The sequence below is a fragment of the Mesorhizobium sp. genome (assembly GCF_024509055.1).
Lineage (GTDB): Bacteria > Pseudomonadota > Alphaproteobacteria > Rhizobiales > Rhizobiaceae > Mesorhizobium.
The window spans coordinates 1-14,998 of record NZ_JANINM010000449.1; the positions used below are offsets into that span (position 1 = coordinate 1).

Consider the following 14,998-nt stretch of genomic DNA (forward strand, 5'->3'; position numbering starts at 1 on the left):
ATCGTGCCGTGGCCGACGGTCCACAGCATGGTGGCGATGGCGCGCGGGTCGCCCTTGAGCTTGCCCGCCGCTACACAGGCTTCCACCCGCTTGATCAGCACCTTCATGGCCGGGTTGCCCTCTTCCATATCCTCGTAGCTGCGGCCCTCGGGCAGGTGGGTCTTCTCGGTCATGAAGACGGTGCGATACTCATTGGGATTGCCGAGGCCGAAGGCCGCGTACTCGGTCATCACCGCCCGAAGCGCCTCGATCGGATCGTCGTGAGGGTGTTCCTCGATGCGCCGGGCGAGCGTCTCGAAGGCGTCCTCGGCGAGCGCGAACAATATGTCCTGCTTGTCGGCGAAGTAGGAGTAGACCGACATCGGAGCGTAGCCGACCCGCTTGGCAAGCTTGCGAATGGTGAGGCCCTCGTAGCCCTCTTCCTGGACGAGCTTATGGGCGGCAGCGACCAGTTCGGAGCGAAGCTCCGCTTTTTGTTTTTCGCGGCGTTTCTGAACGCTCAGCGCCAATGTCCGCCCTGCCTTTTGTAGTTGGTTGCCTTACCAAATTATATACGCTGTACGACAACGGACAAGGGACCCGCAGGTTCCGCAACGTTCGCACTAACTCCTTGTTTTAATGCAGTTCCGACCGAAGGTCGTTAACCACTTTCCTGAAATGCCCTAGACGGCGCCGATGCCGCCGTCGAGGGCAAGAGCGTGACCGGTCATGAACGAGTTGGCGGGGTCGGCGAGAAACAGGATGCCGGTCGTGATCTCGTCCACTTCGCCGACGCGCTTCATCGGCACGCCGCGCGTGAGCTCCGCCAGCGCGTCCGCCTCCGCCGCGCCGGACGAGCGGACGAAGCCATCCACCATCGCTGTCCTGGTATGCGCCGGGCAGACGGCGTTGATGCGCACGCCCTTGGTGGCGTATTCGGCGGCCGCGGACCGGGTCAGGCCGATGACGCCGTGCTTGGCGGCGGCATAGACCGAAAGCTTGGGCGCGCCGGAAAGGCCGGCAACCGAGGCGACATTGACGATGACGCCGCCCTTGCCGTTCTCCTTATATTGCCGCTCCATCCGCTGGATCTGGTGCTTCATGGCGTAGAAAACGCCGAGCAGGTCGACCTCCAGCACGCGCCGCGCTTCCTCCGACGTCACTTGCGGCAGGCGCACGAAGCTGTGCACGATGCCGGCATTGTTGACGGCAATGTCGAGCCGGCCGAATTTCTCGACGGCAAGCCCCACCAGATCCTCGGAGAGCCTCTCCTCGGCGATGTTGCCGGCAAGGATCGCGCATTCGGCTTCAACGGTCGTGGCGAAGTCGCGGAGCGCTGTCTCGTCGAGATCGGAAAGCACCAGCCGCGCGCCCTCGGCGGCAAAGGCCTTTGCCGCGCCGCTGCCCAGACCTCCGGTCGCACCGGTTATCAACACCGTCGCTCCGTCGAAACGGCCCATCGCTCAGCCCTCCCGGTTGTCAGACATTCCTGTCGACCAAATCCATCGCCAGAGCAGCAAGCAGTTTCACCGCCTGGCCGTAGGTTTTCGCCTTTTCCGGATTGGAGGCGTTGCCGTCCAGTGCGCGGCGGTAGACGCCCTGGCAGATCGCCGCCAGGCGGAAGAAAGAGAAAGCAAGGAAGAAGGTCCAGTTGTCGATCGCTTCGAGACCGCGCCGGCGGCAGTAGGCGGCGACATAGGCTTCCTCGGAGGGCAGGCCGATCGCGGCGCGGTCGATGCCGCCGAGGCCGCGAAAGCCGGACGCATGCGGCAGCCGCCATTGCATGCACTGATAGGCAAGATCGGCAAAGGGGTGGCCAAGGGTCGAAAGTTCCCAGTCGAGCACGGCGATGACCCGAGGCTCGTCCTTGGCGAACATCATGTTGTCCAGCCTGTAGTCGCCATGCACCAGCGAAACCCGGCCGTCATCCGCAGGCATATGCGCCTCCAGCCAGGCAATCAGCCGGTCCATGTCGGCAATCGCTTCGGTTTCGGAGGCGCGGTACTGGCTGGTCCAGCGGGCGAACTGACGTTCGAAATAAGAGCCGGGCTTGCCGAAATCATCGAGGCCGACGGCCGCGACATCGACGTCGTGCAGGGCGGCAAGCGTGGCATTCATGGCGTCGCAGAGCGCGGCGCGTTCGTCATTGTCCGTGGCGTCGGGCAGGCACGGGTCCCAGAAGATGCGGCCGTCGAGGAACTCCATGACGTAGAACATGCGGCCGATCGGTGAATCCTCGCCCGAAAGATGCAGCATGCGCGGCACCGGCACCGCCGTGCCGGCAAGCGCCCGCATGACCCGGAATTCGCGGTCGACCTGGTGGGCGGACTTCAGCAACTGGCCCGGCGGCTTGGCGCGCAGCACGTAGCGACCGCTGTCGGCAGTGAGCAGATAGGTCGGGTTCGATTGTCCCGACTTGAACTTCTCGATCTCGGAAAGTCCGGCAAAGCCGGCAATGTGCGCTTCCAGATAGGGCGCAAGCGCCGACTTATCGAGCGCAAGCGCCGACTTATCGAGCGCGTTGGCGTCCCCGCTCATGCCGTCTCAGGCTGACGTTCGAGCAAGGTCAGGGTCAGCCAACGGGCCGTCAGCGCCGGCTTCTTCGACCCTTCGATCTCGATGGTCACGTCATGCGCCGTCTGCACCCAGCCCGAAGGCCTCACCTTGACGTCGGCCAGCACGAAATGGGTGCGGATGCGCGAGCCGGTCTTCACTGGCGCCAGAAAGCGCAGCGTGTCGAAGCCATGGTTGACGCCCATCTTGGTGTTTTCGATCGGCGGCATGGTTTCGAAAGTCATCGCCGACAGGAGCGAGAGCGACAGGAAACCGTGCGCGATGGTGCCGCCGAACGGCGTCTCCTGCCTGGCGCGCTCAGGGTCGCAATGGATGAACTGGTGGTCGTCGGTGGCGTCGGCGAACTGGTCGATCATGCGCTGCGTCACCGTCCGCCAGGGCGAGACGCCTACTTCCTTGCCGACGCTGGCCAGAAGCGTATCGAGACTGATCGGTTCCACGCTGATCTCCTCCGCACCCCGCCCGGACAACGAGCGCCTTCATTCCTTGAACAATGTCATCCCGTGCTGGACCGACTGGCCGCCATCGATCGGCAGGATGGCGCCGGTGACATAGCTGCCGGCACGGCTGCACAAATAAAGCGTTGCGCCGGCAATGTCATCCGGCACGCCGATACGACCAAGCGGAACGTGGTTGCCGACATGTTTGGCCTGCTCCTCGGTCGCGGTCGCAAACGCCGTCATGCGGCTCTGGAAAGGCCCAGGCGCAAAGGCGTTCACGGTGATGCGGCGAGCGGCGAATTCAAGCGCCAGCGTGCGCGTCAGGTGGTGCACCGCGGCCTTCGAGGCGGTGTAGGAGTAGGCGTCGTCGGCAAGCGGCTGGCTGCCCATCACGGAGCCCAGGTTGATCACGCGGGCCGGGTCGTCGTCGCTCGCGGCGGCATCCAGCAGCGGCAGAAGCTCACGCGTCAGGTGGAAGACGGCGGTGACGTTGACGCCGAACACCTTGGCCCAGGCGTGGTACGGAAACTCCTCCAGCGGCGCGCCCCACGACACACCCGCATTGTTGACGAGGATGTGCAGCCGTTCCGTGCGCGCCTTCACGTCCGCGACCAGCGCGGCGATACCGGCCTCGCTGGAAACGTCGCCGGCAAAACCTTCGGCGTGACCGCGGCCGCCAAGCGCGTTCAAGTCGCTGGCCACCCTCGCGCAGTCCTCGCCTTTGCGGGAAGCGATCATCACCCTGGCGCCGCCAAGGACAAGTGATGTCGCCACCATGCGGCCGATGCCGGTTGCCGCGCCGGTCACCAGCGCAGTCTTGCCGGCGACCGAGAACAGCTTGTCCAGATAGCTCATCGCGTTCCTCCGCACTGCTTGCCCTTAACCGGAACCCAAGGACTCGCGTTGACAAGGCTAGCCGAAGTACGGTCATCCTTGCCATGGGTAAAGACTTATCTTCGAAAGGGCCGGAACCGATGGCGGACATGAATCTCGGCATGACCGAACGGCTGAAGCCGATCCATCAGCGCGTGGCGGCGATGGTGCGCGATGAAATCGCGCCGGTCGGAGAAGCGTTTCTCGCCGAGGTCGGCAGGAACGGCGACCGCTGGAGCTATACGGACAGGCAGACCGAAATCCTCGAAGGGCTGAAGAAGACCGCGCGCGAGCGCGGTTTGTGGAATTTCTGGCTAACCGATTCCAAGCGGGGCTACGGCCTTTCCACCGTCGAATACGCCTATCTTGCGGAGGAGATGGGCAAGGCGCATCTCGGCGCCGAGACCTTCAATTGCTCGGCTCCGGACACCGGCAACATGGAGGTGCTGGAGCGTTACGGTTCGAACGAGCACAAGCAGACGTGGCTGGAGCCGCTGCTCGACGGCAGGATCCGCTCGGCATACCTGATGACCGAACCGGACGTCGCGTCGTCGGATGCGACCAACATCTCCATGCGCTGCGAGCGGAGCGGCGACGATTATGTGCTGAACGGCGAGAAATGGTGGGCGTCGGGCGCCGGCGATCCGCGCTGCGCCATCTACATCGTCATGGTCAGGACGGGCTCGGACGAGGAGCCGCAGCATCGGCGTCACTCGATGATCCTGGTGCCTGCCGACAGCAAGGGCATCATCAAGGTCCGGGCCATGCAGGTCTATGGCGATGACGACGCGCCGCACGGCCATATGCATCTGCGGTTTGAGAATGTCCGGGTCCCGGCGGCGAGCCTGATCCTTGGCGAGGGGAGGGGCTTCGAGATCGCGCAGGGACGGCTCGGCCCCGGCCGCATCCACCACTGCATGCGCGCCATCGGTCAGGCCGAGATGGCGCTGGAGATGCTCTGCCAGCGCTCGGTGCGGCGCGAGGCCTTCGGCCAGCCGCTGGCCAAGCTCGGCGCCAATTTCGACATCATCGCCGAATGCCGCATGGAGATCGAGATGGCGAGGCTGCTCTGCCTCAAGGCTGCCTGGATGATCGATCAGGGCGACGCGCGCGCCGCGGCGCCCTGGATCAGCCAGATCAAGGTCATCGCCCCGCGCGTCGCGCTCAAGGTGACCGACGAGGCAGTACAGATGTTCGGCGCTCAAGGCATCAGCCAGGACACGCCGCTCGCCCGCTCCTGGACGCATTTGAGGACGCTGCGGCTTGCCGACGGGCCGGACGCCGTGCATCGGCGCCAGGTAGCGCGCACGGAACTCAAGAAATACACACAGGAAAAGGTCTGACCGCCATGACGCTCCCGTCGGAAATGAAAGCCCTTTTGCTTGTCGGCGACGGTTATACGAGGACGCCGTCGCCCGCCGCGCTGGAGGCGACGGAGCCTTATTTGCGACCAGGCAGCATCGCGGTGCCGAAGCCAGGGCCCAGCCAGGCGCTGATCAAGGTCAGCCTCGCCTCGATCAACCCTTCCGACATCTCCTTCATCAAAGGGCAGTACGGCCAGCCGCGCGTGAAGGGCCAACCGGCCGGGTTCGAAGGCGTCGGCGTCGTCGTCGCAACGGGAGACGATCTGTACGCAAGGAGCCTCGAGGGCAAGCGTGTCGCCTTCGCCACCGGCCTTTCGAACTGGGGCTCCTGGGCTGACTATGCGGTTGCCGAGGCGGCGTCCTGCATTCCCCTGCTGGACACGGTGAGCGACGAGGACGGCGCGGCGATGATCGTCAATCCTCTCACAGCTTTAGCCATGTTCGATATCGTCAAGCAGGAAGGCGAGAAGTCGTTCATCATGACGGCGGGGGCCAGCCAGCTCTGCAAGCTGATCATCGGGCTGGCGAAGGAAGAGGGCTTCCGGCCGATCGTCACCGTGCGCCGCGACGAGCAGATCGCTCTGCTGAAAGGACTGGGCGCGGCGCATGTGCTCAACGAGAAGGCGGCGGATTTCGAGGCGGCGCTGCGCGAGGTGGTCAAGGCCGAGCAGCCGCGCATCCTGCTCGACGCGGTCACCGGACCGTTGGCTTCGGCCATCTTCAACTCCATGCCGAAGCGCTCGCGCTGGATCGTCTATGGCAGACTCGACGCCGAGCCGACGGTTATCCGCGAGCCCGGCCAGTTGATCTTCCAGCACAAGCGTGTCGAGGGCTTTTGGCTCGCCGAATGGATGCGCCAATTCCGCGACAGGCTTGGCCCGGCCGTGATGGAGGCGCAGAAGCGTTTTTCAGACGGGCGCTGGTCGACCGATGTGACCGCCGTGGTGCCGCTGGACGACGCGATGGCGAGGCTTCGGGCGGAGCTCGCGCTGCCCAACGGCAAGGTTTTTATCAAGCCGTAAGATCGCGTGAGGCCGGAGCCTGTCCGGGTTCGGGAATGTGCGGCCGCATCAAAGTCATTATCGTCGTGCGTATGGCCACTCGCCGATCCGTCCGAACACAAAGTTGTGATCAGACGTGAAGCATACGGAAAAATGCCGCTGTTCCACTCATCCTTCGCGCCCGCAGGCAACCATCATGCGCGGACGCTCTATTCCGCTTCGCTCTCAACGTGATATGTCGCCGGCGCTGAAGGTCAGGAGGTGATGGGAAAACCGTCCTGGCCGGAATGCGGGGTGTTTGATGACGATAACCAAGCCGGTTTTTGACCGTCTGGGACTTTTGCTATGGATCGGAGCGTTTCTGATCGTGCTCGTCTTGGCGTGGTGGGCGCCAGACGTCCGTTCGGTTGTGTCCGCTTACCGGCATGGCAGCGAAGCCTTCGTGGCCGGCCAACCATTGTACAAGGTCCATGTCGCGATGGGCTACCTCTACGCGCCGGCTTTTGCCGCGCTCTTCGTTCCGTTCGTGAAGCTGGGACCGTCCGCCGGAAGCGTGTTGTGGCACACGCTCTGCTTCGGCGTGCTGACGCTGGCCGCGGCCAGGCAAGTGCGGAAAATCGGCGGCCAGGACCAGATGTGGCTGCTTTCCTATGCGCTCTTCCTGGCCATGCCGATGGCCCTGGGCGCGATCCGCAACGGCCAGTCGACCATCCTCTTGACCGGCGCCTGCTGGCTCCTGACCCTTTCGGCGCTGGAGGGGCGGCGCGCAGAGCCCTTCTTCTGGGCATGCGTCGCGCTGATCGCCAAACCGACGGGGCTCATCATGCTGCTGCTGGTCGGCGCCTTGCGGCCCCGGCTGATCCCGTGGCTCGTGCTCGCGGTGCTGGTCGTGCTGGTCATCCCCTATGCCTTCGCGCCCGTCGGCTACATCAATGACCAGTATCGCGATTTCTTCCAGATGCTGACATCGATGGCCGTCGACAGGGAAGGGCCATTCGCGCCGGCCGATTTCACAGTGCCCTTCGCCATGATCGGGCTGCCCATTCCGGAGTTCGATGCCACGGTCGTGCGGATCGTGGCGGCCCTGCTCGCGCTTTCCGCAGTCCTCTGGTTCGACCGCAAGGCCGAGCCGGACGTAGCGGGCATCGCCATCTTCCTCGCGGCCACCTTCTACATGTGCGTGTTCAATCCGCGCGTCGAGCCGAACACCTATGCCATGATCGCCGTTCCGGCAGGCGTGGCCATCGCCTATCTGTGGCGGGAAGAGCAGGGCAGCACCTTGGCAAAGGTGCTGGCGACGACGCTGTTCCTGTCGGGGTTGACCAGCATCGAACGTCACCTGCACAATTTCTTCCATCCCTGGTTCCGGCCAGTCGTGGTGACTGTCATTGCCTGCACCTTGATCCGGTGGTTCTGGGTCAGGGCGCGTCAGCCCAGGTCGGATGCCGGACGGATGGCGCATGGCTGAAGCATTGCTTACCCTCGATATTGTCGCGCCGTTCCTGAACGAGGCGGAGTCCGCGGCGGCTTTCGCCGGCCTGCTCGACAAGCTGGAAGCGACCGTGGCGGATCGTTTCGGCATGGCCGTGCACAAGATCCTGGTCGATGACGGCAGCAAGGATGACAGCGTCGCGCGGTTTTCGCAGGCGCTTTCCGGATCGTGGGAAATCGTTCGTCTCAGCCGTAATTTCGGCAAGGAGGTCGCGGTCCTCGCGGGTCTCGACCAGTCGCGGGGCGACACGGTCCTGATCATGGACTCCGACCTCCAGCATTCCATGGATGTCAGCATCCAGCTGATTGCCGAACTCGTGGCGGACCCGTCGCTCGACGTGGCTTACGCGCAGAACGACAGACGCGGAGCAAGCTGGCGGCGCAGCCAGTCGGCCAAGCTTTTCTACAGCCTGATCAACAGCAGCCAGCGTTTCGACATCCCGGAAAACGCGGGCGACTTCCGCGTCATGCGCCGCGCGGTAGTGCGCGCCGTCACCAGCCTGCGCGACAAGCGGCGCTTCAACAAGGGGCTGTTCGCCTGGGCCGGCTTCCGCCAGAAGGCAGTGCCCTACTCGCCCGCCGAGCGTGTCGGGGGCACCTCGAAGTGGAGCCAGCTCAACCTGTTGGCGTTCTCGCTCGAAGGCTTCACCTCCTTCTCGGTGATACCGCTGCGGATCATCAGCATTTGCGGATTGCTGGCGGCGCTGGCCGGCGCTCTCTATGGCATCAAGGTGTTCTTCGAGGTGGTATTCTACGGCATCGCCGTGCCGGGCTATCCCAGCCTCATGGTCGCGGTGGTCTTCTTCGGCGGCTTCAATCTCACCTTGCTTGGTCTGATCGGCGAGTATGTCTGGGTCACGCTCAGCGAGAGCAAGGACCGGCCCGTCTACATCGTGCGGGATGTCGTGCATGGCGCCGATGCCGGCAACGACACCAGTCCGCGGGTCAACGCCGACAGATGACCAGGTCGTCGATCCGTCTGATCGCGGACGACTACGGCCTTGCGTCCGGCGTGTCGGGTGCGATCCTCGAGCTCATCGATCGTGGCCGCCTGACCGGCACTGGCTGTATGACCGGCTTTCCCGAATGGGAGCAGGAGGCAGCCCGCATAAAGTCGTTTTGCGGCAGGGCCTCGATCGGACTGCATCTGACCCTGACTGACCAGCCTGCCGTCACCGGCCCGTCGAGCCTGGCGCCGGAAGGCAGATTGCCGCCGCTGTCCTCGCTCGCCCTGCCGATCCGGCGCGGACGCGTCGACGAGCGCGAGGTCCACGCCGAACTGGACGCCCAGTATGGCCGTTTTGTCGAGGCACTTGGTCGCCGACCGGACTTCATCGACGGGCATCAGCATGTGCATTTTCTGCCGGTGGTGCGAAGGTGGCTGCTGACGCGCTTTGCGGCAGGTTCGGACCAGCCGGCGTTGCGCGGTGCGCCGGCCTTTTCCACTTCGATCGCCGCGCCCAAGATCGCGGCGATCGCCACCCTGGCCGCCGGCTTCAACCGCGCAATGGCGCGCGCGGGGTTCACCGTGATGACACCGCTTTCAGGCATTTACGATTGGCGGCAGCCAGTGAAGTTCGCTCCGACACTTTACGCCGCCATCGAAACGCTGCCCGAAGCGGGCGTGTTCATGTGCCATCCGGGCCATGTCGACGAGACATTGCGGGCGCGCGACCCGATGCAGCATGTACGCGAGGTCGAGTTTTCGGTTCTCGGTGGCGAAGAGTTCGGCGCCAGGCTAGCCAGGGCTGGTATGCGGGTCATGGACGGGAAGGCATGAGCGGCGCCAGCGAACCCGGGCGTTCGACCGGCAGCAAGATCATCCGCTTCGCGCTTGTGGGGCTGGCGAACACCTGTATCGACCTGGCCGCGTTTTTCCTGCTGCTTAAGATGGGAGCCCCGCCTTTGGCCGGCAATGTCGGCGCATGGTTCATCGCCGTGCTTTTCTCGTTCGTGGCAAACGGCTTCTGGTCGTTCGAGCGGAGCCCGGATATCCGGCTGCACCACTCGTTCCTGCGCTTCGTCTCACTCGGCGCCTTGATCTCACTGGGTGTCTCCAGCCTTTCGATCGCCACCTTGGCCGGGGTTCTCGGCGTGTGGCCGGCAAAGATCGGCGGCGTGATCGTGGCCGCCGCCCTGAATTTCCTGGCGGCGCGCTGGTCGATCGAGGGGCGGTTTGTGAAGTAGCGGCCCTATTCTGATTTTCACGTCTTCGCTACATTGCTCTGCAAAGCAACGTGAGGTCGAGTCCATGAAACTACTGTGGTTTGCCGGTGTCGTCATCGTGTCGATGGCGTGTGCATTTTGTGCCGAGGCCGCTGACAAGTTTCCACCTATTTGGCGCAAATCGATGACCAACGATCCGGCTACGAACTATTTTCTCAACAAGTATTCGGCCTCATTGAATGACCCAGCGTCGACGGCGATTAGAAATATCATGTTGGCGCGCGTGGTCGCCTCGGAATGCCAGTCAGCGCGGCTCATCAAGGCCAAGGTCAAGGCCTATCGCGATAGTATGCTCGGCTCGCTTTCGCCGGACGCGATGAAAGCAGCGGCATTTGTGGCCGGCAGTGAATTGCGCGGCTTCGACTATGAAACGCTCGCGCATCTTTGTGCTGGTATCAACTATCAATTTGGGCCGAAGGGAGTGCTGATAGCGGGCGCAGTTTCGCCTGGTACGGGCGAGCCAACGGATCGCTACGACCCGGCCAATCCATACATTCGACTGCCCGATTTCACCGGCAAGTAGTGGAGCCGCCCGGTTTCTGGCTCATCGCTACTCAGCCTGCTCGATGTTAATACCTGATCCAACCATGATCTTGCCGAAAACCGGCTCCCACTTTTCGGGATCATGGTCTGGCGTAGGCGGCTTCCTCGAGCTCCCGTTTCAGCCGTGCCTCCTCGTGAGCCTTGGGTGTGACGAAGCGTCCGAGCAGCAAGTAGGCGACAGGCGTCAGGAACAGCGTCGAGACGGTGGCGAGGCCGAGGCCGCCGACGATGACCCAACCCAACGCCACGCGCGCCTCGGCGCCGGCGCCGGAAGCCAGCACCAGTGGGAGGCCGCCGAGCACGGTGCAGATCATGGTCATCATCACCGGGCGGAGGCGGATGATCGAGGCTTGCTCGATCGCCTCACGCACGCCGAGGCCGCGGTCGCGCAGCTGGTTGGCGAACTCGACGATCAGGATGCCGTTCTTGGCCATGACGCCGACCAGCAGCACAAGGCCGATCTGGCTGTAGGCGTTGAGGCTGGTGCCGGACAGCAGCAGCGCGAAGATGGCGCAGGCGAGCCCGAGCGGCACGGTCGCCATGATGATGACGGCGCTGACGAAGCTCTCGAACTGCGCGGCCAGCACCAGAAGGATGATGACGAGCGCGAAGCTGAAGACCGTCAGCATGGCGCTGTTGCTCTCGCCAAGCGTCGCCGCCTCGGCGAGCGGCAGGACGCGCGCTCCCGGCGGTAGCAGCGGCGTTGCGATTTGCTCGGCTCGGGTGAGCGCATCGCCGAGCGCGAAGTCGCCGGCCAGATTTGAGGTGATCGCGACCGAGGGCTGCCGCTGCTCGCGCGTCAACGATGGCGGCACGGCGCGCTCGGTCAGCGTGGCGATCGTCGACATCGGCACGAAACGGCCGTCCGAGGTCTTGAGGAAGATGTTCTCCAGATCGGTCGGATCGTTGATCGGGTTGGTGGTCGACACCAGCTTCACGCCATAGGCGCGGTCGGCGATATAGACGTCGACGACGTCGTTGCCGTCGAGCATCGCCTGCAAGGTGTTGGCGAGCCCGGTGATATCGATACCGAGGTCGGAGGCACGCTCGCGGTCGATGGCAACAGCCAGTTGCGGCTGCGTCGGATCGACGGACAGCCGCGGCGTCTGGAAGCGCGGGTCCCGGCGCATCTCCTCGACAATCCTGCCCGCCGCGGCGCTCAGCGCTTTGCGGTCGTTGCCGACCAGCGCGAATTGCAGGCCGTTGCCGGCGCCGCGGATGCCGAGGCTGTTGGGCTGTACCGGGAACACGCGTAGGCTCGGCACCTGCCTGGTCAGGCGGTTGATGTCCGCCATAATCTCCTGCTGGCTGCGGCTGCGCTCGTCCCACGGGGCCAGCGTCATCACCATGAAGCCGCTGTTATAGGCGCCGTTATTGCCGGCACTTTCGAACGTGGCGCGGATCTCGCCGGAATCGCGCAGCGGCTGGATCAGCCTTTCGATCTTGCGCATCTGTTCGGTCGTGTAGTCGAGGCTGACGCCTTGCGGTGCGTTGATGCGCAGCATCACGGCCGCGCGATCCTCGGTGGGGGTAAGCTCCTGGCGGATGGTGCCGAAGAGCGTGAAGGCCGTGCCGGCGAAGATGAGGGCCACAAGCACCACGATCCAGGGTGCGTCGAGGCAGAGACGCAGGGAGCGGCGATAGAGGGCGTTGAGCGCGCCGCCGATGCGGGCGCCGACGCCGTTGCCGCCTTCATGATGAAGGGACGCCCCTGAAAGCATGCGCGAGGCAAGCATCGGGCACAGCGTCAGCGCGACCACACAGGAAAGCAGCACGGACATTGCCAGCACGAAGCCGAACTCCCGGAACAGGCCGCCGGTCTGTCCAGGCAGGAAGGAAATCGGCACGAAGACCGCGACCAGCGTCAGCGTGGTGGCGACGACGGCGAAGAACACTTCCTGGGTGCCGAGCACTGCGGCGGCGCGCGGGCCCATGCCTTCGTTGCGCCGCCGCACGATGTTTTCGAGGACGACGATGGCATCGTCGACCACAAGACCGGTGGCCAGCACCAGCGCCAGCAGGGTCAGAATGTTGATCGAAAAGCCGGCAAGGTAGATCGCCGCGATGGTGCCTATCATGGCGACAGGCATCGACAGGCCGGGGATCAGCGTCGCGCGCCAGTCGAGCAAGAAAGCATAGATGACGATCAGCACGATCGAGACGGAGAGCGCCAGCGCGATCTCGACCTCGTGCACGGCGCCATTGACGAAGACGGCGTCGTCGCTGGTGACCTTTATCGACATGCCTTCCGGCAGGTTCTTCTGCAACTTGTCGACGGCGGCCCTGACCCCGGTCGAGATGTCGAGCGTGTTTGATTCCGCCTGGCGGATGATGCCGAGACCGATGCCCGTCTTGCCGTCCGAGCGCAGCGAGGTCTGGCCGGTGTCGGGGCCAAGCGTGACGGTGGCGACGTCGCGGATGCGCGTCGCGCCGCCGATGACGATGTTTTCGAATTGCTCGGGCGTGGTCACGTCGGCCGTCGTGCGCACGATGAGATCCTGGTTCGTGGTGGTGATCGAACCGGCCGGTGAATCGAAGGCCACCGAGGCGAGGGCCGCTCTCAGATCCGCGATGGTGAGGCCCTGGCTCGCCAGCTTGTTCTGGTCGACATCGATGCGGAAGATTTTGTCGCGGCCGCCATAGGCCTGGACGTCGGCGACGCCGGGCACCGCGGCGAGCTCATCCTCGATGCGGTCCTGAACGAGCACCGTCATGTCCTGTACCGACATGGTGTCGGACGTAACCGCCAGCCGCATCACCGCATCTGAATTTGCGTCGGCCTTGACGATGCGCGGCGCGTCCGCCGTGTCCGGCAGCTGGTTGGTGACCCTGCTGACGACATCGCGCACATCGGAGGCGGCGACGTTGAGATCGACACCGTCGTTGAACTCGATGGTGACGCGGCTGGAGCCAAAGGACGAAGTCGACGAGATCGACTTGACGCCCGAGACCCGCGAGACGGCGCCCTCGGTCGTGTCAGTTACCTGGCGGTCGACCGTTTCGGAGGCGGCGCCTGCGAAGGTGGTGCTGACGGTGACTACAGGGCGATCGACATCAGGCAACTCGCGCACCTCGACGCCCCAGAAGGCGGCAAGGCCGGCGACCGCGATCAGCGTGTTGAGCACGAAGGCCATGACCGGCCTGCGGATGAAAAGCGCGGTGAGGCTCGATTCGGTAGCCGAGTCGGGAGCGCTCATGAGCCTTCGGCCTCGGCGGCAGGCCTCTCGCCTGCAATACGGACGTCACCGCCCTCACTGACGCTCTGCGTGCCTTCGGTCACCACCATGTCGCCGCTTTCGACGGCGGCATCGACCAGAACGGTTTCGGTGTTGCGCTGGATGATGCGAACGGGAACGCGCTTGGCCTTGCTGTTCTCGATGGCCCAGACATAGGCGCCGTCGGTTCCCCACTGGATCGCCAAGGGGCTGACGGCCGGATAGGTGTCGCCGGGAAACTTCATGCCGATCTGAAACGACATGCCGGCGCGCAAGGAATCGGCCGGATTGGCGATGATCGCCTTGACGAGCAGGGTGCGGCTGTTCTCGTCGATATGGTTGTCGATGGCCGATACGGTGCCACCATAGACGCGGTTGGTATTGGCAAGCGGCGCGGCCGACAGTTGCTGGCCAACCTTGACGACGGCGGCGAAGCGTTCCGGCACCCAGAAATCGACCAGAATGCTCGAGCGGTCGTCGAGGGTGGCGATCGCCGACTGGCTTGTCACATAGTTGCCGGCGGCAATCGGCAGGATGCCAACCGTGCCTGCAATGGGAGCTACGATCGAGCGGCGTTCGAGCGCGAGCTCGGCGTCGCGCAGAGCCAGCCTGGCATTGGCGAGCGCCACCTCCGCATCGGCGACGGCCACAGGCGTGGCGGCATTGGAGGCGCGCAGCGACTTCACCCGATCGAGCTTCGCCTGCGCGTCGCCGACACCGACCTTGGCGCGGTCGCGCGCGATCACTTCCGTGTCCGAATCGAGCCTGGCGATAACATCGCCTTTCTCGACGCGGGAGCCGGACCGCGCCGGCAATTCGACAAGGCGGCCGGAGGAATACGGATTGACGGTGACGGTCGCATTAGCGCGGCCGGTGCCGATCGCCTGCAGCCTGTCGTTGATCGTTGCGGTGCCGGCAGGCGAGGCGACGATGGTCACGATCTGCCCGGCACGGTTGCGCGCTGTCCGCGAGGAACCAGCCGCATTGTCCTGCGCCGGCGGCACCGCGCCATAGGCCCAGTCCATGCCCCAGCGCGCCAGCACTTGCGGTGCACCGGGATAGAAACGCGCCCAGGCCGCCGAGGCGGCAACCAGGATCACAAGCGCAACAACAATCTGTTTCCAGCTCGACATCGATACTCCCGCGGCAGGACTCGTCTGCCCGTTCCATGTGGAAGCGGACGCAGCGACGACACGGGCGGGGGCAAAACCGGCCACGCCACACCCCGATATCAGCGGTTTATGGCAATTATCACGCAATCGTGCACATTAAATCGCGGTAACGTGAACAGG

14 protein-coding genes are annotated in these 14,998 nt (G+C 64.4%); 7 read left to right on the forward strand and 7 right to left on the reverse strand.

Features of this window, described 5'->3' with window-relative positions; genetic code table 11:
• The 5 genes from Q0L57_RS25710 to Q0L57_RS25730 form a co-directional block, all read right to left on the reverse strand.
• On the reverse strand, positions 1-509 hold a 509-nt coding region (locus Q0L57_RS25710; protein ID WP_296745883.1), incomplete at its 3' end, for a TetR/AcrR family transcriptional regulator.
• Between the two features lie 153 nt (positions 510-662).
• Positions 663-1,439: an SDR family oxidoreductase gene (locus Q0L57_RS25715; RefSeq protein ID WP_296745884.1), complete on the reverse strand. Its 777-nt coding sequence runs from the start codon at positions 1,437-1,439 to the stop codon at positions 663-665.
• Positions 1,440-1,458: 19 nt separating this feature from the next.
• Complete coding sequence (locus Q0L57_RS25720; RefSeq protein ID WP_296745885.1) at positions 1,459-2,517, reverse strand: phosphotransferase family protein; 1,059 nt, start codon at positions 2,515-2,517, stop codon at positions 1,459-1,461.
• Positions 2,514-2,999: a MaoC family dehydratase gene (locus tag Q0L57_RS25725; protein ID WP_296745896.1), complete on the reverse strand. Its 486-nt coding sequence runs from the start codon at positions 2,997-2,999 to the stop codon at positions 2,514-2,516. The genes Q0L57_RS25720 and Q0L57_RS25725 overlap by 4 nt, the downstream gene beginning before the upstream one ends.
• Before the next feature lie 33 nt (positions 3,000-3,032).
• Positions 3,033-3,848 (reverse strand): SDR family oxidoreductase, encoded by an 816-nt coding sequence (locus Q0L57_RS25730; RefSeq protein WP_296745886.1) that lies wholly within the window; start codon positions 3,846-3,848, stop codon positions 3,033-3,035.
• 119 nt (positions 3,849-3,967) lie between these two features.
• Here Q0L57_RS25730 and Q0L57_RS25735 point away from each other — a divergent pair, with 119 nt between their 5' ends.
• From Q0L57_RS25735 to Q0L57_RS25765, 7 genes are all read left to right on the forward strand, one after another.
• The gene (locus Q0L57_RS25735; RefSeq protein ID WP_296745887.1) at positions 3,968-5,209 is read left to right on the forward strand and encodes an acyl-CoA dehydrogenase family protein; all 1,242 of its coding nucleotides are present in this window, start codon (positions 3,968-3,970) and stop codon (positions 5,207-5,209) included.
• Between the two features lie 5 nt (positions 5,210-5,214).
• Positions 5,215-6,252, forward strand: coding sequence for a zinc-binding dehydrogenase (locus tag Q0L57_RS25740; RefSeq protein ID WP_296745888.1), 1,038 nt, complete (start codon positions 5,215-5,217; stop codon positions 6,250-6,252).
• A gap of 280 nt (positions 6,253-6,532) precedes the next feature.
• Positions 6,533-7,699 carry a glycosyltransferase 87 family protein gene (locus Q0L57_RS25745; RefSeq protein ID WP_296745889.1) on the forward strand — a complete coding sequence of 389 codons (1,167 nt, stop codon included), beginning with the start codon at positions 6,533-6,535 and terminating at the stop codon, positions 7,697-7,699.
• Positions 7,692-8,684: a glycosyltransferase family 2 protein gene (locus Q0L57_RS25750; RefSeq protein ID WP_296745890.1), complete on the forward strand. Its 993-nt coding sequence runs from the start codon at positions 7,692-7,694 to the stop codon at positions 8,682-8,684. The genes Q0L57_RS25745 and Q0L57_RS25750 overlap by 8 nt, the downstream gene beginning before the upstream one ends.
• The gene (locus Q0L57_RS25755) at positions 8,681-9,502 is read left to right on the forward strand and encodes a ChbG/HpnK family deacetylase (protein ID WP_296745891.1); all 822 of its coding nucleotides are present in this window, start codon (positions 8,681-8,683) and stop codon (positions 9,500-9,502) included. The genes Q0L57_RS25750 and Q0L57_RS25755 overlap by 4 nt, the downstream gene beginning before the upstream one ends.
• Entirely contained in the window at positions 9,499-9,909 is a 411-nt protein-coding gene (locus tag Q0L57_RS25760) for a GtrA family protein (protein WP_296745892.1), read from the forward strand. The genes Q0L57_RS25755 and Q0L57_RS25760 overlap by 4 nt, the downstream gene beginning before the upstream one ends.
• 64 nt (positions 9,910-9,973) lie before the next feature.
• Positions 9,974-10,471: a hypothetical protein gene (locus Q0L57_RS25765; RefSeq protein WP_296745893.1), complete on the forward strand. Its 498-nt coding sequence runs from the start codon at positions 9,974-9,976 to the stop codon at positions 10,469-10,471.
• A gap of 100 nt (positions 10,472-10,571) precedes the next feature.
• Here Q0L57_RS25765 and Q0L57_RS25770 read toward each other — a convergent pair whose 3' ends face one another.
• A complete protein-coding gene (locus tag Q0L57_RS25770) occupies positions 10,572-13,688 on the reverse strand; it encodes an efflux RND transporter permease subunit (protein WP_296745894.1) in 3,117 nt (1,038 codons plus the stop codon).
• Positions 13,685-14,839, reverse strand: a complete 1,155-nt coding sequence (locus Q0L57_RS25775) for an efflux RND transporter periplasmic adaptor subunit (RefSeq protein WP_296745895.1) — start codon at positions 14,837-14,839, stop codon at positions 13,685-13,687. The genes Q0L57_RS25770 and Q0L57_RS25775 overlap by 4 nt, the downstream gene beginning before the upstream one ends.
• Positions 14,840-14,998: the final 159 nt, after the last annotated feature.

What these genes read in the sequence shown, in the direction of transcription:
- Q0L57_RS25715 (WP_296745884.1), bottom strand. Translation starts at nt 1,439, where the DNA reads ATGGGCCGTTTCGACGGAGCGACGGTGTTGATAACCGGTGCGACCGGA.
- Q0L57_RS25720 (WP_296745885.1), bottom strand. Translation starts at nt 2,517, where the DNA reads ATGAGCGGGGACGCCAACGCGCTCGATAAGTCGGCGCTTGCGCTCGAT.
- Q0L57_RS25730 (WP_296745886.1), bottom strand. Translation starts at nt 3,848, where the DNA reads ATGAGCTATCTGGACAAGCTGTTCTCGGTCGCCGGCAAGACTGCGCTG.
- Q0L57_RS25735 (WP_296745887.1), top strand. Translation starts at nt 3,968, where the DNA reads ATGGCGGACATGAATCTCGGCATGACCGAACGGCTGAAGCCGATCCAT.
- Q0L57_RS25740 (WP_296745888.1), top strand. Translation starts at nt 5,215, where the DNA reads ATGACGCTCCCGTCGGAAATGAAAGCCCTTTTGCTTGTCGGCGACGGT.
- Q0L57_RS25745 (WP_296745889.1), top strand. Translation starts at nt 6,533, where the DNA reads ATGACGATAACCAAGCCGGTTTTTGACCGTCTGGGACTTTTGCTATGG.
- Q0L57_RS25750 (WP_296745890.1), top strand. Translation starts at nt 7,692, where the DNA reads ATGGCTGAAGCATTGCTTACCCTCGATATTGTCGCGCCGTTCCTGAAC.
- Q0L57_RS25755 (WP_296745891.1), top strand. Translation starts at nt 8,681, where the DNA reads ATGACCAGGTCGTCGATCCGTCTGATCGCGGACGACTACGGCCTTGCG.
- Q0L57_RS25760 (WP_296745892.1), top strand. Translation starts at nt 9,499, where the DNA reads ATGAGCGGCGCCAGCGAACCCGGGCGTTCGACCGGCAGCAAGATCATC.
- Q0L57_RS25765 (WP_296745893.1), top strand. Translation starts at nt 9,974, where the DNA reads ATGAAACTACTGTGGTTTGCCGGTGTCGTCATCGTGTCGATGGCGTGT.
- Q0L57_RS25770 (WP_296745894.1), bottom strand. Translation starts at nt 13,688, where the DNA reads ATGAGCGCTCCCGACTCGGCTACCGAATCGAGCCTCACCGCGCTTTTC.
- Q0L57_RS25775 (WP_296745895.1), bottom strand. Translation starts at nt 14,839, where the DNA reads ATGTCGAGCTGGAAACAGATTGTTGTTGCGCTTGTGATCCTGGTTGCC.